This is a genomic window from Halorubrum salipaludis, assembly GCF_002286985.1.
Lineage (GTDB): Archaea > Halobacteriota > Halobacteria > Halobacteriales > Haloferacaceae > Halorubrum > Halorubrum salipaludis.
On record NZ_NSKC01000008.1, the window covers coordinates 93,838 to 118,414 of the forward strand.

Consider the following 24,577-nt stretch of genomic DNA (forward strand, 5'->3'; position numbering starts at 1 on the left):
CGACAATCCGCAGCCACAACACTATCCGGGCCCGAGCCGTATCCGGACGCATGCGCTCCGAAGACGAGGTTCGCGAGCAGTACGAGTTCCTCCGCGAGCAGCTGGACAACGAGGAGATGCAGCACCGCGGCGTCGAGGAGCTGTTCACCCACTACAAGCGCGCGCTCGGCTGGGTGTTAGAAGAAGAACACATGTAGCGCGCGCTCGTTAGGTTTATCAGTCGGTACCCTGTACGAACAGGTGACGCTTCGTCTGGAGGGCCGAAGCGTCAGCGGGGACCAACGGCAGGCCCGACGCGGCTTTTTTCCGCGTCGGGCGTGCCTCTTTCCGACCGACGACAGCATCGAAGAGCGTCCACGCTGTCCTGTTTCCTGATCGCCGATCCGCACGTTCGCGCCGATCGACGCCCGCCGACCGAACGTCCACCGGCGGCTCCGGTCGCGACACGCGCCGATCGCCTGAGCCGACCGATACCCGCCACAGGCGCCTTCACGGGCGGTCTCGACGCCGTGAGTCGATCGCTCGGTGGAGTAAATATCTCAGCGTACAGAAACAAAATTTCCGGGACGAAACCGCGTTCGAACCGAGCAGACGGTTGAACCGCTGACAGAACGGATCCCGCGAAATCCGCCGATTAGGGCGGGTGACAACGAGATGGGCGTTTCTTATAACGGTATATTTATTTATTCAGGATGGGTATGTACGGACTGTTGCATGTACGACCTCACAGGTTTCCAGCGTGACCTGCTCTACGTGATCGCCGGTCTGGACGAGCCTCACGGACTCGCCATCAAAGAGGAGCTCGAGGACTACTACGAAAAGGAGATCCACCACGGCCGGCTCTATCCGAACCTGGACACGCTCGTCGAGAAGGGGCTCGTCGAGAAGGGCCAACGCGACCGGCGCACGAACTACTACACGCTGACCCGCCGCGGGCGACGCGAGATCGACGCGCGGACCGAGTGGGAGGCGCAGTACATCGACCACTGATCGGTCGAGATCGCCGACGCCCCCGGCGGCTCCGTCGGTCCGTAGCGGTCCGTCCTTCGCCGCCGCGGCTTCGTTTTCAGTCCCCGCATCTTCCCTCTGTCCTCGCATCCTCTCTCTCCTCGCATCGCCCTCTGCCCCCGCATCTCCCTTTGCTCCCGCATCGCCCTCTGCCCCGCTTCCCCCTCTGCCCCGCTTCCCCCTCTGCCCCGAATCGCCCTTTTCCCGCCGTTCCGCCCGTTTCTTCTCACATCTGGATAGTCTGCGCCGCGAGTTGGACGTTTCTCCAACTGCGCGCGGATCGCCTTTATTTTAATCTCCCCGAGTGCCACACGCAGGCATGGATCGCGACACCGCCGCCCCCGACGTGACCGACCTCCCGGGCGACCGCGCGCGGGAGTGGGTGGAGTACCACCACGAGTCGGCCGCGCCGAGCACGTACGTCTACGAGTTCGTCTGGGACCGCACCGCGCCCGCCGAGGGCCCGTTCTGTACCGACGTCGACGGCAACGTCCTCATGGACTTCACGAGCCACGTCGCCGCCGCGCCGCTCGGGTACAACAACCCGAAGATTATGGAGCCGCTCGCGGAGTTCGACCTCGTCGACCCGCTGAAGATCGCGGGCCAGGACTTCTACGTCGCCGGCGGCGAGTCGCCGGGCGACGGGCTCCCCGGCTCGTCCGGGCTGATGGAGCGGCTCACCGACATCACGTCCCACTACGACATGGACACCGTCTTCCTCTCGAACTCCGGGGCGGAGGCGGTCGAGAACGCGATCAAGATCGCGTACGACGACTCCGGCGGCGCCAAACACGCCATCACCTTCGACGGCGCGTTCCACGGGCGGACGCTCGGCGCGCTCTCGCTCAACCGGTCGAAGTCCGTCTACCGCCGCGACTTCCCGGAGATAAGCGGCGTCCACGACGTGCCCTTCTGCGACGACCGGACCTGCACCGCCGAGACGTGCTCGTGCGGCTTCTTCGCCGACGGCGTCTCGCAGCTCCGGCGGAAGCTCGATCCGGATCGCGGCCACATCGACCCCGACGACGTGGCGTACCTCATCATGGAGCCGATCCAGGGTGAGGGGGGCTACCGGTTCCCCTCGGACGCGTTCGCCGACGAGGTCGCCGCCCTCGTCGACGAGCACAACATCACCCTGATCGCCGACGAGATCCAGTCGGGCGTCGGCCGCACCGGCGAGCTGTGGGGCTCGGACCACTACGCGCTCGAACCCGACGTGATCTCCAGTGCGAAGGGGCTCCGCGTCGGCGCGACGATCTCCCGCTCGGACGTGTTCCCCGAGGAGAAGAGCCGGCTCTCCTCGACGTGGGGCGCGGGCGACATCCTCGCCTCCGCGCAGGGCGCGCTCACGCTCGACGCGATCCGCGAGCACGACCTGCTGGACAACGCCGCGGTCCGCGGGCGACAGTTCAAGGAGACGATGCGCGACGCCGACCTCCCGGGCGTCGACGACGTGCGCGGGAAGGGGCTGATGCTCGCGCTCCAGTTCGACTCGAAGGAGCGCCGCGACGCGGCCATGAAACAGGCGTTCTCGCGGGGGCTGCTCACGCTCTCGTGCGGCTACGACGTGCTCCGCGTCCTCCCGCCGCTCGACGTCACCGAACGCGAGATAGCGCTCGGCTGCGACCTCCTCGCCGCGGCGATCGAAGACGCCGCGTAAACCCGACACCGTCGTCGAGAGCGCTTCCGTCGCGGCCTACCGGTCCGCGAACCACTCCGCGAACTTCTCCAACGCGCGGCCGCGGTGCGACACCGCGTTCTTCCGCTCGGTGTCCATCTCGGCGAACGTCTCGCCGTCGTGTTCGAAGATCGGGTCGTAGCCGAACCCGCCCTCCCCGCGCGGCGCGACGATCCGACCGGGGACGTACCCCTCGAACAGCTTGACCGGGAGGGCGTCCGAGTCATCGGCGTCCGCGTCCGGTCCCGCCGCCGCGGCCGCGTCGCGGTCCCCGCGGTCGACCGGGTCAGGGCTCGCGTCGAACCCGTCGCCGTCGCAGTAGCCGAGCACGCACCGGAACGCGGCGCGGCGGTCGTCGAGGTCGGCGGCGATCTCGTGGACGCGTTCGACCCCCAGCGTCTCCTCGACGTACGAGGAGTACGGGCCGGGGAAGCCGTCGAGCCCCTCGACGAACAGCCCCGCGTCGTCGACGAGCACCGGCTCGCCGGCGTGGCGGTACGCCTCCCGGGCGCCCTGCGCGGCGATCGGACCGAGCTCGGCCGCCTGGATCTCCGGGTAGTCGAAGTCGAGCCGCTCAACCGAGCCGTCCCGGAGGTACCGCTCCGCCTCGTGCACCTTCCCGGGGTTCGTCGTCACGTATCTGAGCACGGATCCCGATGCGGGCGGCCGGAACGAATACCCGTCGGTCGCGGGCGGCGCGGTCGGTTCGACGCCCCGCTCGCCGGTACGTTTTTTGTTGATTCGTCGAAACGACAGCATATGGCCCTCCCGACGTTCGAGAAGAAGCGGCTGATCGGACTCATCGCGGTCCTCTCGTTCGGGCTCACGGCGCTTTTCGCCGTCCTCCTGCCGGGGGTCCTCGAACCGCTGATCCCGGCCACGTTCATCTTCGGCTTCCTCGTGCTCGTCCCGACGGTAGCCCTGCTCGGCGAGGACTTCCCCCTCGTCGAGTCGGAGACGGCGGACGGGGAGTCCGCGGCGGCGACGACCGGGGACCCGCTGGCGACGCTCCGCGAGCGGTACGCGTCCGGCGAGATCGGCGAGGAGGAGTTCGAGCGGAAGCTCGATCGGCTCCTGGAGACCGAGGAGCTGAACGACCGCGCCGACGGCGGGTCCGACCGCGCCGACGGCGGACGGGAGCGCGACCGAGAGCGCGACCTGGAGTTCGAGTAGCCAGTGCGGCCCGGCCGAGACTCGGGGGTTCCGCCGGTCCGACCCGAACGGACATCCTCTTAAGAGCCGACCGACAGGAACGGACGGACATGCTGATCGCCGGAACCGTCATCGCCGACCCCGAGACCGTGATCCCCGACGGCGCCGTCGTCGTCGAGGGAGAGACGATCGCCGCGGTCGGCGACGCCGAGACCCTCCGCGAGGAGTACCCCGACCGCGAGCGCCGCGAGCTCGACATCGTCGCTCCCGGGCTCGTCGGCGGCCACGTGCACTCGGTGCAGTCGCTCGGTCGGGGGATCGCCGACGACGCCGCCCTCCTCGACTGGCTGTTCGACGCCGTGCTCCCGATGGAGGCGGCGATGGACGCCGACGCGACCCGCGCCGCCGCCGAGCTCGGCTACCTCGAATGCCTCGAGTCGGGGACCACCACCGTCGTCGACCACCTCTCCGTCAACCACGCCGGAGAGGCGTTCGAGGCGGCGGTCGAGACGGGGATCCGCGCGCGGCTCGGGAAGGTGCTGATGGACAAGGAGTCGCCCGAGGGGCTGATCGAGGACACCGACGCCGCGCTCGCGGAGAGCGAGTCCCTCATCCGCGAGCACCACGGCGCCGCCGGCGGCCGGGTGCGCTACGCGGTCACGCCGCGGTTCGCCGTCTCCTGTACCGAGGCGTGCCTGCGCGGCTGTCGCGACCTCGCGGACAGCTACGACGGCGTGACGATCCACACGCACGCGAGCGAGAACGAGGACGAGATCGCCGCCGTCGAGAAGGATACCGGGATGCGGAACGTCCTCTGGCTCGACGAAGTCGGGCTCACGGGACCGGATGTGACGCTCGCGCACTGCGTCCACACCGACGAGGCCGAGCGCGAGGTGCTCGCCGACACCGACACGGTCGTCACGCACTGCCCCTCCTCGAACATGAAGCTCGCCTCGGGGATCGCCCCCGTGCAGGACTACCTCGACCGCGGGATCGCGGTCGCGCTCGGCAACGACGGACCGCCCTGCAACAACACGCTCGACCCCTTCACAGAGATGCGGCAGGCGAGCCTGCTCGGGAAGGTCGACGCCCGCGACCCGACCCGGCTCCCGGCGCCGACGGTGCTGGAGATGGCGACGACGAACGGCGCGCGTGCGGCCGGCTTCGACCGCCTCGGCACGCTCCGGGAAGGCCAGCGCGCGGACGTGATCGGGCTCACGACCGACCGCACCCGCGCCACCCCCCTCCACGACCCCCTCTCGCACCTGGTGTACGCCGCCCACGGCGACGACGTGACCTTCACCATGGTCGACGGCGAGGTCCGGTACGACGACGGCGAGCACGTCGGGATCGACGCCGACGCGGTCCGCGAGCGCGCCACGCGCCACGCGAAGCGCGTGGTCGACGAGGCGGGCATCGAAACGGCCGAACTGTAGCCGGTCGGCGGAGCGGTCGCGGACGGGCACGGCGGATCCCCGCCGTCACCCGAAAAACCGGTTTGATCCGAACAAATTCGGGACGAGAATCTCCCGTTTATACCCGTTCGGGGGACGTTCGACGAGTCACCATGACGGACCGATCGCGGACGACAGGCGACGACCGCTCTCAGGACGACCAGTCACCGGACGACCAGTCTCCGGACGGGCCCACCGACGCCTTCCGGCGACGCGAGTTCGTCGCGCTCGGCGCGGGCGCAAGCGCGACGCTGCTCGCGGGCTGTGCCGGCGACGGAGGACTCTCGCCGTCCGACGGCTCGGACGGGAGCGACGGCTCGGACGACTCCGACGGCTCCGAGACGCTCACCGGCAACTTCCGACTCCTCATCAGCGACGCGCCGGCCGACATCGACGACTTCGACCAGCTGAACGTCACTCTCGACGAGGCGCGGATCTTCGAGGCGAGCGAGGGAGATGACGAGGACGACGAGGACGACGAGGAGGAGAACGACGCAGACGAGGACGAGGGCGAACAGGCCGGCAACGAGACCGAGGAGGACGACTCGCCGAACGGAACCGCGGACGAGGACGACGACGCGGACGAGGACCCGGACGACGGGGGCGACGAGGAAGCAGACGCAGATGAAGAAGACGAGGATGACGACGAAGACGACGAATCCGAAGACGACCGCGGCTTCACCGTCGTCGCCCTCGACGGCGCGACCGTCGACCTGACGCAGGTGATCGAAGAGGACGCCATCGCCGTGTTCGACGGTGAGATCCCGGCGGGAAGCTACGAGAAGATCGAGCTCTCCGTCACCGCGGTCGAGGGGATCGTCGACGGCGAGGAGGTCGAGGTGAAGCTCCCGAGCGAGAAGCTCCAGATCACGAACGGGTTCGAGGTCACACCCGACGAGCCGGTCAGCTTCGTCTTCGACATCAACGTCGTCAAGCGGGGCCCGAACAACGGCTACATCCTCCAGCCCGTGATCTCGGGGAGCGGGGTCGCCGGTCGCGATGTCGAAGTGAACGAGATCGGGGACGAGACCGACGACGAGGACGAGGATGAGGACGAAGGCGATGACGATGAGGACGAAGACGACGACGGGGAAGACGGTGCGGACGACGGCAGCGACGAAGACGAAGGCGGCGAGAGCGGCGGAAACGAGACCGACGACGGATCGAGCGACGCCGAAAACGGGACGGCGACGAACGAGACGGAGAGCTGATCCGGGTCGGCACTGACGCTGGCACCGGTACCGAAATCGCAGCCGAACCGAACGCGGCGCCCCGCGCCGATCATGCGGTCGCTTTTTGCCGAGGCGGACCCGACAGGGCGTATGACCATCGACCCGTCGGAAATCGCCGATCTCATCGAGGACGGAATCCCGAACGCCGTCGCCCGCGTGACGACCCCGCGCGTCCACGACGACGAGGACGAGGACGCCCACTTCGCGGCGTGGGTCGTCTCGCCCGCCTTCGACGGGGAGTCGCTCGTCGACCAGCACCAGCGCGTGTACGACGCCGTCGGCGACCACATGACGCGGTCGGTCCACGCCCTGGAGATCAAGACGTACACGCCCGAGGCGTACGCGGAGCACGGCGACGGCGCCCTCGACGACGACCTCCGCGAGGCGGGGCTGTTCCCGGTCGAAGGGGAGTGAGGCCGGACCGATGAACCACGTCGTCGGGCTCGCGCTGCTCGGCGCGGTCGCGTGGGGGTTCTGGGCGATATTCGCCGACGTGGCGACGCGCTCGATGGCGCCCGAAGCGGCGATGATCGTTTCCTACACGGTCGGGATCGGCGTCGCCGGGCTGTACGTCCTCTACCGCGGGACGACCGTCCTCGGGAACGACCCGACCGCGATAGGGATCGCGGCGCTCGCCGGCGTCGCCTCCGGGATCGGCGCGGTGTCGTACTACGCCGCGCTCCAGACCGGCGCGTCCAGCGTCGCGACCACGATCACGGCGCTGTACTTCGTCGTCGCCGCGGTGCTCGGCGTCGCGGTGCTCGGCGAGTCGCTCGCGCTCAGCGACATCGCCGGCATCGGCGCCGCGGTCGTCGCCGTCGTGCTGATCGCGTACTGAGCGAGGGCGTCGACTTTTAGGTGTCCGGCCACCGAACGCCGCCGCATGCGACTCCCTCCCTCCCTGTTACAGCGCTTGCGGGACGCCTCGTGGCCGGTCGTCGCCCTCGTCGTCGCTCTGTTCCTCGGCGTGCAGTTCTTCCGCGGAGAGGCGGTGGCGCCGGGATTCGGTTGGGTGCTGTTGTTGTTTTTCGGCATGACGCTCGGGTTCGTCGCGCTCGCGGGGTGGACGGCGGGTGGGGAGTGAGCTGGCGAGGACGCCGAGCGCGCGTCCGTGCGAGATCGGCTTCCCGCGGCGCGGGAACCGCGGCCGCTTCCAGTAGCTTTTACCCGGTCTCCCCGGAACGCGCACGCATGGGTGAGGACTACCGCACGGAGGAGGACAGCCTCGGAGAGATGCAGGTGCCGGCGGACGCCTACTGGGGCGCACAGACCCAGCGCGCCGTCGAGAACTTCCCCATCTCGGGGATCGGGATGAGCCGCCGGTTCATCCGCGCGCTCGGGGTCGTCAAGAAGGCCGCCGCGCAGGCCAACCGCGACCTGGGCCTCGTCGACGACGACACGGCGGAGGCGATCGTCGCCGCCGCCGACGAGGTGATCGCGGGCGAGCACGACGACCAGTTCCCGGTCGACGTGTTCCAGACCGGCTCGGGCACCTCCTCGAACATGAACGCCAACGAGGTCATCGCCAACCGCGCCGCCGAGATCGCGGGCGCGGAGATCGGCGACCGGGTCGTCCACCCCAACGACCACGTCAACTACGGCCAGTCCTCGAACGACGTGATCCCGACCGCGATGCACGTCGCCTCCCTGGAGGCCGTCGAGAAGGACCTGGTGCCCGCCCTCGAGACCCTCCACGCGGAGCTTGAGGCGAAGGAGGCCGAGTTCGACGGCGTCGTCAAGACCGGCCGGACGCACCTCCAGGACGCCACCCCGATCCGGCTCGGACAGGAGTTCGGCGGCTACCGGACGCAGGTCGCGAAAGGGATCGAGCGCGCCGAGCGCGCCCAGTCGAACCTCCGCGAGCTCGCGCTGGGCGGCACCGCGGTCGGCACCGGGCTCAACACCCACCCCGACTTCCCGGAGCTGGCGGCGGAGTACATCTCCGACGAGACGGGCACCGAGTTCCGCGAGGCCGACAACCACTTCGAGGCGCAGGCCGCCCACGACGCGATGAGCGAGGCGCACGGCGCGCTCCGCACGATCGCGGGCAGCCTCAACAAGATGGCCAACGACCTCCGCCTGCTCGCCTCCGGCCCCCGCAACGGGCTCGGGGAGGTCGAGCAGCCGGAGAACCAGCCCGGCTCCTCGATCATGCCCGGGAAGATCAACCCGGTCGTCGCCGAGTCGGTCAACCAGGTCCACAAGCAGGTCGTCGGCAACGACGCCGCGATCTCGGCGGGGGCGGCCCGCGGCGAGATCGACTTAAACCTCTACAAGCCCGTGCTCGCGCACAACTTCCTCGAGTCGGCCGAGATCCTCTCGAACGTCGCCGCCACCTTCGGCGAGCGCTTCGTCGCGAAGCTGGAGGCCAACGAGGAGCACTGCGAGACGCGCGTCGAGCAGTCGATGGCGCTGGCGACCGCGCTGAACCCCGCGATCGGCTACGACAAGGCCTCGACGGTCGCCAAGAAGGCCCTGAAGGAGGGGAAAAGCGTCAAGCAGGTCGCCGTCGACGAGGGGTACCTCACCGCGGAAGAGGCCGACGACGTGCTCGACCCCGAGGCGATGACCCACCGCGTCATCCTCGGCGACGAGGACTGAGCGCCGCGGACTCCCCCGAGTCGAACACCGACTTCTGGAGCGCGATTCGCGCCGGATCGGCACCATTTAAGCCGCAGTCGGTCCGGGTTCCAAACGGATGAAACTACACGAACATCAAGCGAAGACTATCTTCGCCGACGCCGGGATCCCCGTACCGGACTCCCGGCTCGCGACGAGCGTCGACGAGGCGCTCGACGCGGTCGACGAGATCGGCTACCCGGCTGCGATCAAAGCGCAGGTCCACGTGGGCGGCCGCGGGAAGGCCGGCGGCATCAAGATCGCGACCGACCGCGAGGAGGCCGAGCAGTACGCCGAGGAGATCCTCGGCATGGACCTGAAGGGGTACACGGTCGACTCCGTGCTCGTCGAGGCGGGCGTCGACTTCGTCGACGAGCTGTACGTCGGCGTCACGATGGACCGCGGCGAGGGCAAGCCGGTCCTGATGGTCTCGACCGAGGGCGGCGTGAACATCGAGGAGGTCGCCGAGGAGAACCCCGACGCGATCGCCCGCGAACACGTCGACCCCTCCTTCGGGCTTCACCCGTATCAGGCCCGCAAAGTCGTCTACGAGGCCGGCGTCGACGCCGACGTGGCGCTCGACGTGGCCTCGATCCTCTCGACGCTGTACGACCTCTACGAGGAGAACGACGCCTCCGAGATCGAGGTCAACCCCGTCATGATCACGGGCGACCGCGACGTGATCGCCGCGGACGCCGTGATGAACATCGACGAGGACGCGCTGTTCCGCCACCCCGACCTCGAGGAGCTGGCCGAGGAGTCCTACGAGGACGACCTCGAACGCAAGGCCGGCGAGTACGGCTTCGACTACGTCCGCCTGTCGGGCAATGTCGGCATCATCGGCAACGGCGCCGGGCTCGTGATGACGACGCTGGATCTGGTCGACTACTACGGCGGCAAGCCCGCCAACTTCCTCGACATCGGCGGCGGCGCGAAGGCAGAGCGCGTCACGCAGGCGCTCGACATGGTGTTCTCCGACGACAACGTCGACGCCGTCGTGTTCAACATCTTCGGCGGGATCACCCGCGGCGACGAGGTCGCCAAGGGGATCAACGAGGCCTTAGAGCAGTTCGACGAGATCCCGAAGAAGGTGGTCGTCCGGCTCGCCGGCACGAACGCCGAGGAGGGGATGGAGATCCTGAACACGGACCTCGTCGAAGTCGAGAAGACGCTGGAGGACGCGGTCCAGCGCGCGGTGCAGAACGCAGAGGAGGTGACCCAATGAGCATTTTCGTCGACGACGACACCCGGGTGGTAGTGCAGGGGATCACCGGCGGGGAAGGGAAGTTCCACGCCGGCCAGATGATCGAGTACGGCACCAACGTCGTCGCCGGCGCGGTGCCCGGCAAGGGCGGCCAGGAGGTCGACGGCGTCCCCGTCTACGACACCGTCGACGAGGCCGTCGAGGAGGAGGACGCGGACGCCTCCGTCATCTTCGTGCCGCCGGCGTTCGCCGCCGACGCGATCTTCGAGTCGCTCGACACCGACCTTGACCTCGCCGTCGCCATCACCGAGGGGATCCCGACCCAGGACATGGCGAAGGTGAACAAGCGCCTGAGCGAGACTGACACCCGCCTCATCGGCCCGAACTGTCCGGGCATCATCACGCCCGGCGAGGCGAAGCTCGGCATCCTTCCCGGAAACATCTTCTCCGAGGGCCGCGTCGGGCTCGTCTCGCGGTCCGGCACCCTCACCTACCAGGTCGTCGACAACCTCACCGAGCGCGGCCTCGGCCAGTCGACCGCCATCGGCATCGGCGGCGATCCGATCATCGGCACCTCCTTCATCGACGCGCTGGAGGCGTTCGAGGCCGACCCCGCCACCGACGCGGTCGTGATGTGCGGCGAGATCGGCGGCGAAGACGAGGAGCAGGCCGCCCGCTTCATCGGCGAGCACATGGACACGCCGGTCGCCGGTTTCATCGCCGGACGCACGGCGCCGCCGGGCAAGCGCATGGGCCACGCGGGCGCCATCGTCTCGGGCTCCGGCACGGGCACCGCCCAGTCGAAGATCGACGCGCTCAACGACGCGGGCGTCCCCGTCGGCGACACCCCGGAGGAGGTCGCCGACCACGTCGAGGACTTCCTGTAAGTCGGTTTCGGGGAGCCGTAACGGAGAACCGCCCCGCACCGGCCGTTTCGCCGCCGTTCTCAGTTTCGGATACCGGAGCGAAAGGTAAAATTACCCGTGGGGAGAGGTGTGACTATGGATACCGATCCCACGGACGGCCGGGGCGGTCCGGGAGCCGACGCCTTCCGGGGATCGGAGCCGGCCGGGGGCGGGCCGCGCCGGGTGCTCCTCGTCGACGACGAGCCGGGCGCGGCCGACCTCGCCGCAACGCACGTCGAGCGCCTCGTCGATCGGGTCGAGACGGTGACGCGGACCGCGCCGGCGGACGCCCTCGACGTCGTCCGCGAGGAGCGGGTGGACTGCGTGGTCAGCGACTACAACATGCCCGGCACCGACGGGCTCGAACTCCTCGAGGCGGTCCGAGCGATCGATCCCGGGCTCCCGTTCGTGCTGTTCACCGGGCGGGGGAGCGAGGAGATCGCGAGCGAGGCGATCTCGGCGGGCGTCACGGACTACCTCCAGAATGGCGTCGGTCGCGACCGGTACGAGATACTCGCGAACAGCGTCGAGAACGCCCTCGACCGCCGCCGGGCCGAACGCGACCTCCGGGAGGTGAACGCGAAGGTCACCGCGATCCACGAGTTCGCGACCGAGGTGGCGGCGGCCGAGAGCGCCGACGAGGTGTTCGAGCGCGTCGTCGGCGCCGCCGAGGGGATCTTGGAGTTCGACCGCTGCGTCACCGCGCGGCGCCTCGACGACCGGCTCGTCCCCACGGCGCGCTCGGCGAACGTCGGCGAGGACGAGGTCAGGACGTTCGATCTCGGGGAGGGCGTCGTCGGGACCACGGCCGCCGAGGAGCGGACGATCGTCGTCGACAACCTCAGCGTCGACCCGGCGGACCCGGACGACCTCGAAGATCCGGAGACTCCGAGCGGAGCGTCCCCCTCCGAGGAGGGCGGTCGGAGAGAAGGGTCCGACGGCGGGGACGACGGCGACGCGGACGCCTCAGCGGACGGAGCGGAGCTGGCCGACCCGGTCGCGGACAACATCCGCTCGGCGATCAGCGTCCCGATCGGGTCGTACGGCGTGTTCCAGGCGGTCTCGGACGGGTACGCCGCGTTCGACGAGGGCGACGTGGAGTTCGCCGAGCTGCTGGCCGCCCACGCCGCGGACGCGCTCGAACAGCTCGAGACGGAGAACGCGCTCAGGGCCGAACGCGACAAGCTCTCCGCGTTTTTCCGAGACCTGCCGCTCCCCGTCATCAGGACCGCGCCCGCCGAGGGGGCCGATCGGCGGATCGACGCCACGAACGAGGCGTTCGAGGAGACGTTCGGCCTCTCCGAGGCGGACCACGGCTACGAGGAGATCCACGACGCGATCATCCCCGAAGGCAGCGATCCAATCGACGCGAGCGGCGTTCTCGAAGACGGCGAACCGGTCCGGCGGGAGGTGCGGCGGCAGACCACCGACGGGCTCCGCGACTTCATCCTGAACGTGATCCCGGTCGACCGGTCGGAGGAGACGATCGTTTACAACGTCTACGCCGACATCGACGACCAGAAGCGGGTCGAACGCACCCTCCGGCGGCTCCACGAGACGACCCGCGAGATGTTCCGCGGCGGGGACCGCGAAGAGGTCGCGGCGCTCGCCACGCGAGCGGCGATCGACATCCTGGAGTTCCCGAGCAGCGGCGTCCGGCTGTACGACCCCGAGACCGATGCGCTGCTGCCGACCGCGATAAGCGAGGAGGCGACAGAGGCGCTCGGGGAGCGGCCGGCCTTCGGCCCCGGCGACGGGCGGCTCTGGGAGGCGTTCGAGACCGGCGAGCCGATCGTCGTCGACGACCTCGACGCGGTCGACACCGCCATCGGCTACGGCGAGCATCGGAGCCTGCTCGTCGTCCCGCTTGGTGACCACGGCGTGATGCCGCTCGGCTCCCGCGAGCCGGGCTTCTTCGACGACACCGCGGTACAGCTGGCGCGGGTGCTCGGCGCGAACGTCACGGTCGCGCTCAACCACGCTCAGCGCACGGCCCAGCTGCGCGAGCGCGACGCCGAGCTCCAGCGGGAGATAGATCGGTTGGAGAAGTTCGCCGGGCTCGTCTCCCACGACCTCCGGAACCCGCTCAACGTCGCGGCCGGCCGGCTCGGAATCGCGCGGTCGGCCGTCGACGACGGCGAGGCCCTCGACGAGCTCGACCGGATCGGGGACGCCCACGACCGGATGGAGGAGCTCATCGACGACCTGCTCGCGCTGGCGCGCCAGGGCCGGACCGTCGACGAACTGGAGACCGTCTCGCTCGCCGACGCGGCCGCGCGGGCGTGGCAGACCGTCGACACCGCGGACGCGACGCTGGACCCGCCCGGGAGCTCGCTCACCGTCGAGGCCGACCCGGAGCGGCTGCGTACCCTGCTCGAGAACTTGTTTACAAATAGCGTGGAGCACGGTAGCAATCCAGCACCCGACGCCGGCGGCGTCACGGTCAGCGTCGGCGCGCTCCCCGACGGCTTCTACGTCGCCGATGACGGCGCCGGCTTCGACATCGACCCCGAGGAGGCGACCGAGTACGGGACCTCGAGCGATCCGCGCGGAACCGGCTTCGGGCTCGCGATCGTCCGCGAGATCGCGGCCGCTCACGGATGGGAGTTCGAGGTCGTCGACGGGGACGGCGCGCGGTTCGAGTTCCGGACGGGCGACTGACCGGGGTCGGACGCGCCGGCACCGACACCCTATATAAAACGGTCGTGGACGTGCGGGGCGGGCGCACACCCGGGCCACGGTTATGCCCGACTCGACCGTGTGTACCGGGTATGGACGAAGGAACCCGCGAGCTGCTCGAGCCGCTCCCGCCGAGCGCCAAACTGGTCTATTACGTCCTCGACGAGGAGGACCGGTTCGACCAGACCGGGCTCGCCGAGGAGACCCGCCTCTCGACCCGAACCGTCCGGTTCGCGGTCGAGAAGCTCACCGAGGTCGGGCTCGTCGAGGAGGGCCTCTGCCCCAAGGACGCCCGCCGGTCCGTCTATGCGGCCGTCCCCGAGTCGGAGCGGCCGACCGGGTCCGAGCCCGAGACCGCCTCCGAGCCCGACGCGGAGGCGCCGACGGCGACCGCGGTCGCCGAGGACTGACGCCGACCGACGCGCCGCTCTCCCGGTCCGCTTCCTCCCCGATCCGTCGCGTTTTTGCCCGCGCGACCGGTAGTGAGCACACTCGATGGCGACGTATCACATCGAAACGTACGGCTGTAGTTCCAACCGGGGCGAGAGCCGGGAGATAGAGCGGGCGCTGCGCGACGGCGGCCACCGCCCGGCCGACGGTCCCGAAGACGCGGATGTCGCCATCCTCAACACCTGCACGGTCGTCGAGAAGACGGAACGGAACATGCTCCGGCGCGCGGAGGAGTTAGCGGAGATCACCGCGGAGCTCGTCGTCACCGGCTGCATGGCGCTCGCGCAGGGCGAGGCGTTCGAGGAGGCCGACGTCGACGCCGAGATCCTCCACTGGGACGAGGTGCCCGCGTACGTGCTCAACGGCGAGTGCCCGACGGTCACCCCCGACGCCGAGCCCGTCCTCGACGGCGTCGTCGGCATCCTCCCCATCGCGCGCGGCTGCATGAGCAACTGCTCGTACTGCATCACCAAGTTCGCGACCGGGCGGGTCGACTCCCCCTCGGTCGAGGAGAACGTCGAGAAGGCCCGCGCGCTGGTCCACGCCGGCGCGAAGGAGATCCGGGTGACCGGCCAGGACACCGGCGTCTACGGCTGGGACGAGGGCGACCGGAAGCTCCCGGAGCTGCTCGACCGGATCTGCGACATCGACGGCGAGTTCCGCGTCCGGCTCGGGATGGCCAACCCCGGCGGGATCCACGGGATCCACGAGGAGCTGGCCGACGTGTTCGCGAGGAACGAGGAGCTGTACGACTTCGTCCACGCGCCGGTCCAGTCCGGCTCGGACGCGGTGCTCGAGGACATGCGCCGCCAGCACCGCGTCGGGAAGTTCCGCGAGGTCGTCGAGACGTTCGACGACCGGCTCGACCACTGGACGCTCTCGACCGACTTCATCGTCGGCTTCCCCACCGAGAGCGACGCCGACCACGAGCGCTCGATGGACCTGCTCGCCGAGGTCCGCCCGGAGAAGATCAACGTCACCCGCTTCTCGAAGCGGCCCGGCACCGACGCCGCCGAGATGAAGGGGCTCGGCGGCACCGTCAAGAAGGAGCGCTCGAAGGCGATGTCCGAGCTGAAGATGGAGGTCGTCGGCGAGGCGTACGAGTCGATGGTCGGCGAGACCTTCGAGGCCCTCGTCGTCGAGGAGGGCACCGGCGACTCCGTGAAGTGCCGCGACTCCGCCTACCGACAGATCATCGTTCAAAAGGCCACCGAGCGCGGCGTGGAGGTGGGCGATTTCCTGGAGGTCGAAGTGACCGGTCACAACACCGTCTACGCGTTCGGCGACCCGGTCGCGCCGGACTCGGCGGAGCGGGGTTCGGTCGACGGCGAGTCCGTCGAGCGCGACGACGCCCCCGGCTCGACCACCTCCTCGGCGTAGCGACTCGGGGAGCGGCTCCTCCGGCTCGACCACCTCCTCGGCGTAGCGACTCGGGGAGCGGCTCCTCCGGCTCGACCGGCCCGTTCGACCGTCCCCGGTCGACTGCTTCCGTTCGACCGGCCCGTTTTGACCCCCTCCCCCCGTCTGATCCCTACTCGTTCGGAGTCGACCCGCTCGGTTTCCAGCTCCCTCCGCCGTCGACGTCCGCGTCCGCGCCGAGCGAATACCCCGATTCGGCGCGGTCAGGGAGCCGGATTCGGACGACGGTCCCCTGCGGGTCGTTTTCGGTGAACTCGACCGTTCCGTCCGCCCGGGTCACGGTCCAGTATATCAGCCACAGCCCGAGCCCCTCGGTGTGTTCGAGCGGTGTCTCCACGACGTTCCGGAGCGTTTGCCGTTCGATCTGTGGAATTCCCCGTCCGGTGTCTTCGATGACGAGGCTCGTCGCGCCGTCCTCGTCTCGTCGGACGCGCACCGTGATCGTCACGTCGTCGTCGTTGTGTTCGATCGCGTTCCGAAGCGCTTCCTCGAACGCGAGCGGGAGCGCCGGGTGTGTTCGGACGGCGCAGCTGTCCGGGAGCTCCGTCCGGACCGTGACCCCGGGCGACTCCGCGGTCAGCCGAGCCACCCCCTCTTCGACGACGGCGACGAGATCGAGCGACTGCACCGTCTCTGTCCGCCAGATCGACGCGATGCGTCGGGTCCGTTCGCTCGTCTCGACGAGCTCCTCCAAGTGAGTCCGAGCGATCCGCGCCCGGTCCGCGACCTCCGCCCTGTCGTCCACGTCCTCGATTCCGTCCAGGTACCCGAGCGCGACCGAGAGCTCGTTGCGAATGTTGTGCCGCAGGACGCGATCGTTGATCGAAAGCAGGGTGGAGAGCTCCCGTGATTCGGCGAGCTGTTCGTCGGCCTTCACGACGTAGGGACCCGCGCGCGATCCGACCGCCGCGCCGAGGCTGGTGGCGAACGTGATCAGAAACGAGAGCTTGAACGCGTGGTGTTCGAGCAGCCAGATGAGCCAGACGATGGCGGCGAGCGCGGCGAACGAGAGCGCCGTCAGCGCGCCGATTTGGACCGCACGTCGCTGTCCGGACGGGGATATCTCCCACTCCGGGAGCTCGTACGCGGTGTAAAAGACGATCCCGCAGAGCCCGAAGATGAGCACGGACTCGAGCAGCGCGCCCACTCCCCCGCCGTTGATCGCCAGGTGTCGCACGCCCAGAGCGGCGCAGAGGCCGCCGAGCGCGACGAACCCAACGCGAGGGGAGAGGCGGGAGACCATTGGGCGTCGTACACCGCCACGACGTTTATGCGTTTCTTGGCGGCCCGATCGCGGCGGATCGGCTCATCGATCGTCGTAGATGAGCTCGACCTCGTCGGCGAAGCGGTCTAAGATGTTGCGCCGCTTCTTCTTCATCGTCGGCGTGAGCAGGTCGTTCTCCTCGGTGAACTCCTCTTCGACCAGTCGGAACCGCTTAATCTGCTCGTATGGCTCGAACTCCTCGTTGACCCGGTCGACCTCCTCCTGAATCCGCTCGCGGACCCGGTCGTCGCGGCAGACGTCCCGGTGATCGTCGGGGAGGTCGATCCCGCGCGCGTCCGCCCACGCCGCCACCTTCTCGAAGCTCGGGACGATCAGCGCGGAGACGAACTTCCGGCCGTCGCCTAACACGACGCACTGCTCGACGAACTCGTTCGCCGCGAACCGGTCTTCGATCGGGCCGGGCGCGACGTTCTTGCCGGTCGAGAGCACGAGCAGCTGCTTGGCGCGCTCGCGGAAGGCGATGTACCCGTCCGGCCGGAGCTGGACGATGTCGCCGGTGCGGAACCAGGGGTCGTCCGGATCGCCGCCGCGCTCCTCCGGCGGGTCGCCGGCCACGACCGTGTCCTCCGGGAGCCGGTCCGGCTCGGTGAACGCCTCCGCGGTCGCGTCCGGACGGTTCCAGTAGCCGTCGGTCACCTGCGGGCCACGCACGAGGAGCTCGCCGGCGTCGCCCGCGAGGTCCGCGACCTCCTCGCCGACGACGGTCCCGTCGATCGCGACCTCGGTGTCGACCACCGGCGGGCCGATGGTGCCGACCGTCGGTGCCTCGGGCGGGTTGACGCTGATGACGGGCGAGGTTTCGGTGAGTCCGTATCCCTCCAGGATCGGCAGGTCCATCGCGTGGTACAGCGCGCACAGCTCCGCCGACAGCGACCCGCCGCCGGAGATGAAGAAGTCGATGTTGCCGCCGATCGCCTCCCTGACCGACGAGAAGACGAGCTTGTCGGCGATCGCCCGCTTGGCGTCGAGCACGGCGCCCGGATCGTCGGCCTCGTGGTGGGCCTGTCCCACGCCGACCGCCCACTCGAAGATGCGCTCCTTGACGGGGGACTCGCTCGCCTGCTCGCGGATCGCGTCGTACAGCTTCTCGTAGACGCGCGGGACGCTCGTGGTCGTCGTCGGCCGGACGAGCCCGAAGTCCTCGCGGAGGGTGTCGGGGCTCTCTGCGTAGCCGACGGTCGCCCCCGCGGCGAACATCATGTAGTGGCCGGCGAGCCGCTCGAAGACGTGCGCGAGGGGGAGGAACGAGAGCGTTGTCGAGTCGGCGCTGATCCCCGGCACGTCGGGGTCGCGGTCCGGGCGGTCCGCAAAGCGGCGGTAACACTGGTTGACGTTCTCCCGGAAGTTGGCGTGGGTGAGCCGGACACCCTTGGGCTTGCCCGTGGTTCCAGAGGTGTAGATGAGGCTCGCGAGGTCGTCGACCTCGACCGCGTCGATCCACGACTCGTAGGCGGCCTCGTCGAACGCCTCGTCGCCGAGGGCGTGGACCGCGCCGAGCGTGTACACGTCGTCGACGGAGAGGCCGGTGTCGTTCCCGTCGCCTCCCGCACCCAGCTCCGCGTCGAGGTCCGCCGCGTCCACGTCGTCGAACGTCACGACCGCGTCGAGCTCGTGGTCGAGGTCGCCGGCGACTCCGAGCACCTCGTCGAGCAGCTCGCGGTTCTCCGCGACCACCACGGTCGCCTCCGGGTCCTCGATCAGGTAGCGGACCTGACTCGGCGAGGAGGAGGCGTACACGGTCGTGACCGTCGCGCCCGCGGCCAGCGCCGCGAAGTCGGTCTGGGCCCACTCCATCCGGGTCTGCGCGTACAGCGCCACGCGCGTGTCGCCGTCGACGCCGAGCTCGCGGAGCCCGGCCGCGAGCCGCCGGACGATCGCGCGCATTTCGGCGTAGGTCACGTCGGCGTACTCGCCCGCCGTAGCGGGCGGGAGCACGCCGCTGGAGACCAGCGACCGGTCGTAGATCCCGCCCTTGTACCGCTGAGCGAGCCGGTCCGCGTTGCGCTCCGCGGACCGCTCGAACATTCGCGGGAGCGTCTCCCGGGCGACGGCGTCGTCCGAGAACCCCCGTTCCGCCTCTCGCCAGTTCATACCACGAACTCCCGCCCAAACAGTATAAACGATCGGGTAGTTTCGAGTTCACTCGGGGGTCGGAACGCGAGGGTTTAATCCCGAGAGGGAGCGAGAGGCCCCTGTGGACCCCGATCGGATCCCCGCCGAGTTCCCGGCCCCGAGCTTCCGAGGGGCACAGGAGCGGGCGCTCGCGGACATCCGCGACGCGTTCGCCGCCGGCAACGACGTGGTCTTGGTGCGCGCGCCGACCGGCAGCGGCAAGTCCCTCCTCGCGCGGGCGATCATGGGCGCGTCGGCGACCGTCGAGGAGACCGCCCCGAGCGACGCGACCGGCGCCTACTACACCACCCCGCAGGTGTCGCAGATCGACGACGTGGAGGCCGACGACCTGCTCGACGACCTGGCGGTCATCCGGGGGAAATCGAACTACGACTGCATCCTCCCCGGCGAGCACGACACCCCGGTCGACCGCGCGCCCTGCGTCCGCCAGCAGGGGTTCGACTGCTCCGTGAAACACCGGTGCCCGTACTTCTCCGACCGCGCGATCGCCTCCGGGAACCGGTACGCCGCCATGACGCTCGCGTACTTCATGCGGACCGCCGGCTCGGAGGTGTTCCGGAAGCGCGACGTGGTCGTCATCGACGAGGCCCACGGGCTCGCGGAGTGGGCGGAGATGTACGCGACGATCGAGCTCTCGCCGGACCGCGTCCCCGTCTGGGACGAGGTCGGCGTCCCCGACGTGGCGGCCGACGCCGGCCCCGAGGAGGACCCGCTCGACCGCACCGCGCGGTTCGCCGCGTCGCTCCGCGACACCGCCAAGCGGGCGAAAGACGAGCTCGTCGGCCGCCCCGAGCTCGAGCGCGAGGAGGTCGCGCGTCGGGACCGTCTCCAGGAGCTGATCAGCGAGCTCGGCTGGTTCTTAGAGGACTACCGCGACCCCGAGTCGCCGACGACGTGGGTCGTCGACCAGCCGGACGGCGAGGGGTCGGCGCTCGCCATCAAGCCGCTGGACCCGGCGCGTTACCTCCGGCACACCGTGTGGGACCGCGGGAACAAGTTCGCGCTGCTGTCCGCCACCATCCTCTCGAAGGAGGCGTTCTGTCGCGGCGTCGGCCTCGACCCCGCGAACGTCGCCCTCGTCGACGTCGAGCACACGTTCCCGCTCGCACACCGGCCCCTGTACGACGTGACGCAGGGGTCGATGACCTACGAGCACCGCGACGAGACGGTGCCGAAGATCGCCCGCCTGATCGTCCGGCTGATGGCGGAACACCCGGACGAGAAGGGGCTGATCCACGCGCACTCGTACGACATCGCCGGCCGGCTCACCGAGCTGCTCGGGGAGTTCGGCGTCGCCGCGCGGGTCAGACGGCACACGCGGGCGAACCGGGACGCGGAGCTGTCAGCGTGGAAGGCGAGCTCGGACCCGGAGGTGTTCGTCTCCGTGAAGATGGAGGAGGCGCTCGACCTGAAGGGCGACCTCTGTCGGTGGCAGGTGGTGTGTAAAGCGCCGTACCGCAACACCAACGACTCCCGCGTCGCGCGCCGGCTCGAGGACGACCAGTGGGCGTGGTACCACCGGACCGCGCTCCGGACCGTCATTCAGGCGTGCGGGCGGGTCGTCCGCGCCCCCGACGACTACGGCGCGACGTACCTCGCCGACGACTCCTTGCTGGATCTGTTCGACCGCGCGGAGGCCGACACGCCGCCGTGGTTCCGCGACCAGATCGACGCGATGACGACCCCGACGCTGCCCGAGTTCGACCCGGGCGCCGCGCTCGCCGGCATCGACGCCGAGCCGACCGGGCCGTCGCGCGCGGCCCGTCGAGGCGGGACGACCTTCGGCGGCGGTTCGGGCGGGAGCGGTGGCCTCGGGAGTGGCGGATCGCGAGCGAACGGCGCGGGTGCGGGCGGCTCGGGCGCGTCCGGCGGGTCGGGGACGGGAGCGACCGGCGAGGACGCGGGCGGAACGACGCGAACGCGCTCGGAGGCGGACGCGGAGCGCCGCGAGGACCACCCGCTCTCCGACGTCTGGGGCGACGGCTAGGGGTCGGCGGGAGGGGGACGGACGGAGGCGGTGACGGCCTCCGATCCGGACCGCGGTCGTGAGAGCGGATCTGTTCTGCGCTTAGAGGAGCGAGACGCCCCAAGCGGCCATGGAGCTGACCATGAGGAACGCGAAGAACAGCGCGAACAGCTGTTGTCTGTCCATACCTCGGCTACGACCGCAGAGCGTGATAACTCCTGCGGGCGCGGGTCGATTCGGTCGACGCCGGTCGGCGTCGCCCGCCGATCCGCGTCACGAACCGATCGACAGTACGTACCGGGCGACACCGCGTACCGATCGAGAGGCCATCTCGAACGCATTATATTACCACGGACTGATCAACCGTCAATATATATCGTATAAGGTGTATCAGGGACCTCAGTCAATTAGTAACCTTCATAAACCATCACGCCACTACCCTAGGTATGGCAACGAAGGGGCTGGCGACCGCGCTGACGCTGTACGGGGCGCGAACACTGACACTCTCTCAGGCCGCCGCGCAGGCCGGGCTCAGCGAGGCGGAGTTCGTCGATCAGTTGGAGCGCCGCGGGATCGACGTGACCGAGTCGGAGCGCGCCGCCGCGCTCGGCGAGGAGCGGACCGCCCGCGCCGACTGATCGGACGCGACGCGCGACGCCGCGGATTTCGATCGTTTGGATCCGTCGATATCTGGTTCGAGAGGGCTATTTTCGATCGAGTGCGGGAGTGAGTCTTGGACGTTGGTCATCTGATTGCTTATAAGTCGGATTAGGTGTTGCTGGTGGCTGTTTATAAGTGATCAGCGTGCCTATGGTGAAGACCCGCAAACCCCCAGCCGTGAGACGGTCAGACACTCGCTGTGCTCCTCACTCGTTCGCTCCGCTCACTCGTTGCGGTGCTTGCATCGTCTCTGACCGTCTCACGGCTGCCCCTTTGAGTCCCACCCGACTGCTGACCGCAGCCTCACGCCTCCCCAGCCTCGTCGCTGGCGGCAGTAGCCGCCAGCGACTCCCTCGCACGCGCTCTCGCCGGCGGCGTCGCCGCCGGCTGTCAGAGAGACCTTCGGTCTCTCACTACTCGCGCCCTTATCAGGGCGCTCGGAGGCGCGCGCCACCGCACCGCTATTTATAAGAGATCATAACCGCCGACCACGGTCGAACGGAGTCGACCTCTTAAATCGGCGGACGGCCCCGAACCTACTCCTCGGGGACGAGGTGGACCTCGCCGCCGTGCTCAAAGGCGAGCACGGTGTCGTCGTCGCCGTCGACGAACTCGGGGTTCGGGACGGTCTTCGCCTCGTAGGTGACCGGGTCGAGCACCTGGATCGCGTTCTCGTCTTCCACCGTCACGACCGTCGTCTCCGCGGCGTCGTCCCGGCGGCCGAGCCGCGCCGCGTCCGGGGCCGCTCCGTCCTCGAACTCCGAGGTGTACTCCGCGCCCGTGGCGAGCCGGACGCCGCGGAGCCGACCCGAGACGCTCGTGACGAGGACGGGACCGTCGCCGTCCTCGGGATCGATTATCTCGCCCTCGGCGTACCGCGGGAGCCGGACCGCGAACGTCACCCGGTACACCTCGTTGCCGTCGCCGTCCTCGGTGACGAGGGTCGGGTACGACTCGAAGCTCCCGCCGAGCGACTCCGTGATCCGCGTCGCGACGTTCTGTGCGAGCCGGTTCGAGGAGAGCTTGACGTCCGGCCCGTCGTCGGTCTCGTTCACCTCCGTGATGAACGCCTCGCGGTCGCCGTCGGCCTCCTGGTCGGCGACGTACGTCTCGGCGATGGCGAGCGCCTCGGCGCGCTCCTCGGGCGTCAGATCGCGCTCGTCCGCGCGCACCTGCACGACCCCGGCGTAGTAGCCGCCGGCGATCCGCCCGCAGCGGTCGCAGGTCCCCCGCGAGATCTTCACCGGGACGGTGACCTCCGCGGAGCGGAGCGTCCCGCGGACGACCCCCGAGAAGCGGCAGTGCATCCGGACGTTGTTCTCGTCGACCTGCTCGGGCTCAACGCCCCACTCCACGTCCTCGGCGTCGACGTGCACGCCGAGCGCCTCCGCGACCTCGTCGACGGCGACGTCGGTGTAGTCGCGCGCGCCCACGTCCCGCCACGACTCGCCGCGGCGGACCGCGCCGCAGCCGGAACAGACCAGCACCTCGATCCGGTCGGGCGCGTCGACCAGCTCGAAGTCCTCGAAGTAGCAGTCGTCACACAGCAGCGCGTCCCGCCCTCGGGGGTCGCCGGGAAGCGGCTCGCGCCGCTCCGGGACGGCGTCGCCACACCGGGGACAGAACTCCCGCGATTCGCTCATTGCTCCCGGATACGCCAAGGAGCCGTTTAAGCGGCGCGGACCGTCCCTCGTTGGCCGGCGCCGAGCCGGCGCCGTCGCGGACGCTTCCGGCCGGATCCCTCCGAAATCGTTTTTCGCGCGGGCCGAGAACGGGTGGGTATGAGCGAGAACCCCGACGACGAGCGCCTCGAGGAACTGCGAGAGAAGAAGATGGAAGAGCTCCGTGAGCGCCAGCAGGGCGGCGGCGACGCCGAGGCCCAACAGGAGGCGCAACAGCGCGCCGAGGCCCAGCAGGAGGCCGTGCTCAAGCAGTACCTCACGGACGGCGCGCGCCAGCGGCTCAACGCGGTCGCGATGTCGAAACCGGAGTTCGGCGACAAGGTGAAACAGCAGGTCGCGGCGCTCGCACAGAGCGGCCGGATCCAGGGACAGATCGACGAAGACCAGATGCGCGACCTCCTGAAGGAACTCCAGCCCGATCAGCAGAGCTTCGACATCCGCCGCCGATAGATGGAGCTCGCGCTGCTGTACAGCGGGGGGAAAGACTCCTCGCTCGCCGCCCACCTGCTCGACCGCTTTTACGACGTGCGCTGCGTCACCGGGAGCTTCGGGCTCACCGACGACTGGAAACACGCCGAGCGCGCGGCCGCGGAGCTGGGGTTCCCCTTCGAGCGCGTCGACCTCGACCGCGAGGTCGCCGAGGAGGCGACCCGGACGATGATCGACGACGGCTACCCCCGCAACGGGATCCAGCGCGTCCACGAACACGCCTTAGAGACGATCGCGGGCCGCGAGGTCGACGCCATCGCCGACGGCACGCGCCGCGACGACCGCGTGCCGACGGTGTCGCGCGCGCAGGCACAGAGCCTGGAGGACCGCCACGGGATCGACTACATCTCCCCGCTCTCCGGGTTCGGCCGCCACGCCGTCGACCGCCTCGTCGAGGAGACGTTCGACGTCCAACAGGGGCCGAGCGAGGAGGTCCCCAAGGCCGACTACGAGGACGAGCTCCGGACCCTCATCGCCGACGAACACGGGGAGGAGAGCGTCAGCGAGGTGTTCCCGGACCACGATCAGACGTACGTGCACGGCCGGAACGACTGACCCGCCC

General features: G+C 69.4%; 23 protein-coding genes. 19 read left to right on the forward strand and 4 right to left on the reverse strand.

Annotated elements, in window-relative coordinates; translation table 11 throughout:
• Positions 1 to 50 precede the first annotated feature (50 nt).
• The 3 genes from CK500_RS17430 to CK500_RS12085 all read left to right on the forward strand — a co-directional run bounded on the left by CK500_RS17430 (position 51) and on the right by CK500_RS12085 (position 2,668).
• Positions 51 to 197, forward strand: coding sequence for a hypothetical protein (locus CK500_RS17430; protein WP_198951557.1), 147 nt, complete (start codon positions 51 to 53; stop codon positions 195 to 197).
• A 517-nt stretch (positions 198 to 714) separates the two neighbouring features.
• Positions 715 to 990, forward strand: coding sequence for a PadR family transcriptional regulator (locus tag CK500_RS12080; RefSeq protein WP_095637473.1), 276 nt, complete (start codon positions 715 to 717; stop codon positions 988 to 990).
• A gap of 337 nt (positions 991 to 1,327) precedes the next feature.
• Positions 1,328 to 2,668, forward strand: coding sequence for an aminotransferase class III-fold pyridoxal phosphate-dependent enzyme (locus CK500_RS12085; RefSeq protein ID WP_095637474.1), 1,341 nt, complete (start codon positions 1,328 to 1,330; stop codon positions 2,666 to 2,668).
• A 36-nt stretch (positions 2,669 to 2,704) separates the two neighbouring features.
• Here CK500_RS12085 and CK500_RS12090 read toward each other — a convergent pair whose 3' ends face one another.
• A complete protein-coding gene (locus CK500_RS12090; protein WP_095637666.1) occupies positions 2,705 to 3,334 on the reverse strand; it encodes a non-canonical purine NTP pyrophosphatase in 630 nt (209 codons plus the stop codon).
• A gap of 111 nt (positions 3,335 to 3,445) precedes the next feature.
• On the opposite strand from CK500_RS12090, the gene CK500_RS12095 reads away from it, so the two are divergent.
• From CK500_RS12095 to CK500_RS12150, 12 genes are all read left to right on the forward strand, one after another.
• Positions 3,446 to 3,859: an SHOCT domain-containing protein gene (locus tag CK500_RS12095; protein WP_095637475.1), complete on the forward strand. Its 414-nt coding sequence runs from the start codon at positions 3,446 to 3,448 to the stop codon at positions 3,857 to 3,859.
• Between the two features lie 89 nt (positions 3,860 to 3,948).
• Positions 3,949 to 5,274: a 5'-deoxyadenosine deaminase gene (locus CK500_RS12100; protein ID WP_095637476.1), complete on the forward strand. Its 1,326-nt coding sequence runs from the start codon at positions 3,949 to 3,951 to the stop codon at positions 5,272 to 5,274.
• Between the two features lie 131 nt (positions 5,275 to 5,405).
• Positions 5,406 to 6,503 (forward strand): DUF4382 domain-containing protein, encoded by a 1,098-nt coding sequence (locus CK500_RS12105; protein WP_095637477.1) that lies wholly within the window; start codon positions 5,406 to 5,408, stop codon positions 6,501 to 6,503.
• A gap of 111 nt (positions 6,504 to 6,614) precedes the next feature.
• Positions 6,615 to 6,938: a BolA family protein gene (locus tag CK500_RS12110; protein ID WP_095637478.1), complete on the forward strand. Its 324-nt coding sequence runs from the start codon at positions 6,615 to 6,617 to the stop codon at positions 6,936 to 6,938.
• A gap of 10 nt (positions 6,939 to 6,948) precedes the next feature.
• Positions 6,949 to 7,362, forward strand: coding sequence for an EamA family transporter (locus CK500_RS12115; RefSeq protein ID WP_095637479.1), 414 nt, complete (start codon positions 6,949 to 6,951; stop codon positions 7,360 to 7,362).
• A gap of 45 nt (positions 7,363 to 7,407) precedes the next feature.
• A complete protein-coding gene (locus CK500_RS12120) occupies positions 7,408 to 7,608 on the forward strand; it encodes a hypothetical protein (protein WP_095637480.1) in 201 nt (66 codons plus the stop codon).
• A 107-nt stretch (positions 7,609 to 7,715) separates the two neighbouring features.
• Positions 7,716 to 9,125, forward strand: a complete 1,410-nt coding sequence (locus CK500_RS12125; protein ID WP_095637481.1) for a class II fumarate hydratase — start codon at positions 7,716 to 7,718, stop codon at positions 9,123 to 9,125.
• A 97-nt stretch (positions 9,126 to 9,222) separates the two neighbouring features.
• Complete coding sequence (sucC, locus tag CK500_RS12130) at positions 9,223 to 10,368, forward strand: ADP-forming succinate--CoA ligase subunit beta (RefSeq protein WP_095637482.1); 1,146 nt, start codon at positions 9,223 to 9,225, stop codon at positions 10,366 to 10,368.
• Entirely contained in the window at positions 10,365 to 11,234 is an 870-nt protein-coding gene (sucD, locus tag CK500_RS12135) for a succinate--CoA ligase subunit alpha (protein ID WP_095637483.1), read from the forward strand. Before sucC ends, sucD begins: the two co-directional genes overlap by 4 nt.
• 114 nt (positions 11,235 to 11,348) lie before the next feature.
• Entirely contained in the window at positions 11,349 to 13,913 is a 2,565-nt protein-coding gene (locus tag CK500_RS12140) for a hybrid sensor histidine kinase/response regulator (protein WP_095637484.1), read from the forward strand.
• 110 nt (positions 13,914 to 14,023) lie between these two features.
• A complete protein-coding gene (locus tag CK500_RS12145; RefSeq protein WP_095637485.1) occupies positions 14,024 to 14,341 on the forward strand; it encodes a helix-turn-helix domain-containing protein in 318 nt (105 codons plus the stop codon).
• An 85-nt stretch (positions 14,342 to 14,426) separates the two neighbouring features.
• A complete protein-coding gene (locus tag CK500_RS12150; RefSeq protein WP_095637486.1) occupies positions 14,427 to 15,761 on the forward strand; it encodes a tRNA (N(6)-L-threonylcarbamoyladenosine(37)-C(2))-methylthiotransferase in 1,335 nt (444 codons plus the stop codon).
• 151 nt (positions 15,762 to 15,912) lie between these two features.
• On the opposite strand, the gene CK500_RS12155 is transcribed toward CK500_RS12150, so the two are convergent.
• Positions 15,913 to 17,043 carry a sensor histidine kinase gene (locus CK500_RS12155; RefSeq protein ID WP_095637487.1) on the reverse strand — a complete coding sequence of 377 codons (1,131 nt, stop codon included), beginning with the start codon at positions 17,041 to 17,043 and terminating at the stop codon, positions 15,913 to 15,915.
• A gap of 63 nt (positions 17,044 to 17,106) precedes the next feature.
• Positions 17,107 to 19,176, reverse strand: coding sequence for an AMP-dependent synthetase/ligase (locus tag CK500_RS12160; RefSeq protein ID WP_095637488.1), 2,070 nt, complete (start codon positions 19,174 to 19,176; stop codon positions 17,107 to 17,109).
• Positions 19,177 to 19,279: 103 nt separating this feature from the next.
• Between CK500_RS12160 and CK500_RS12165 the strand changes: the two genes are divergently transcribed.
• Both CK500_RS12165 and CK500_RS12170 read left to right on the forward strand, forming a co-directional pair.
• Positions 19,280 to 21,205, forward strand: a complete 1,926-nt coding sequence (locus tag CK500_RS12165) for a helicase C-terminal domain-containing protein (RefSeq protein WP_095637489.1) — start codon at positions 19,280 to 19,282, stop codon at positions 21,203 to 21,205.
• 425 nt (positions 21,206 to 21,630) lie between these two features.
• A complete protein-coding gene (locus CK500_RS12170; RefSeq protein ID WP_095637490.1) occupies positions 21,631 to 21,822 on the forward strand; it encodes a UPF0175 family protein in 192 nt (63 codons plus the stop codon).
• A gap of 558 nt (positions 21,823 to 22,380) precedes the next feature.
• Here the strand turns inward: CK500_RS12170 and CK500_RS12175 are convergent.
• Positions 22,381 to 23,487 carry a 60S ribosomal export protein NMD3 gene (locus CK500_RS12175; protein WP_095637491.1) on the reverse strand — a complete coding sequence of 369 codons (1,107 nt, stop codon included), beginning with the start codon at positions 23,485 to 23,487 and terminating at the stop codon, positions 22,381 to 22,383.
• Between the two features lie 138 nt (positions 23,488 to 23,625).
• On the opposite strand from CK500_RS12175, the gene CK500_RS12180 reads away from it, so the two are divergent.
• Both CK500_RS12180 and CK500_RS12185 read left to right on the forward strand, forming a co-directional pair.
• On the forward strand, positions 23,626 to 23,976 hold the full coding sequence (locus CK500_RS12180; RefSeq protein WP_095637492.1) for a DNA-binding protein: 351 nt from the start codon (positions 23,626 to 23,628) through the stop codon (positions 23,974 to 23,976).
• The gene (locus tag CK500_RS12185) at positions 23,977 to 24,570 is read left to right on the forward strand and encodes a DUF7411 family protein (RefSeq protein WP_095637493.1); all 594 of its coding nucleotides are present in this window, start codon (positions 23,977 to 23,979) and stop codon (positions 24,568 to 24,570) included.
• The last annotated feature ends 7 nt before the right edge of the window (positions 24,571 to 24,577 follow it).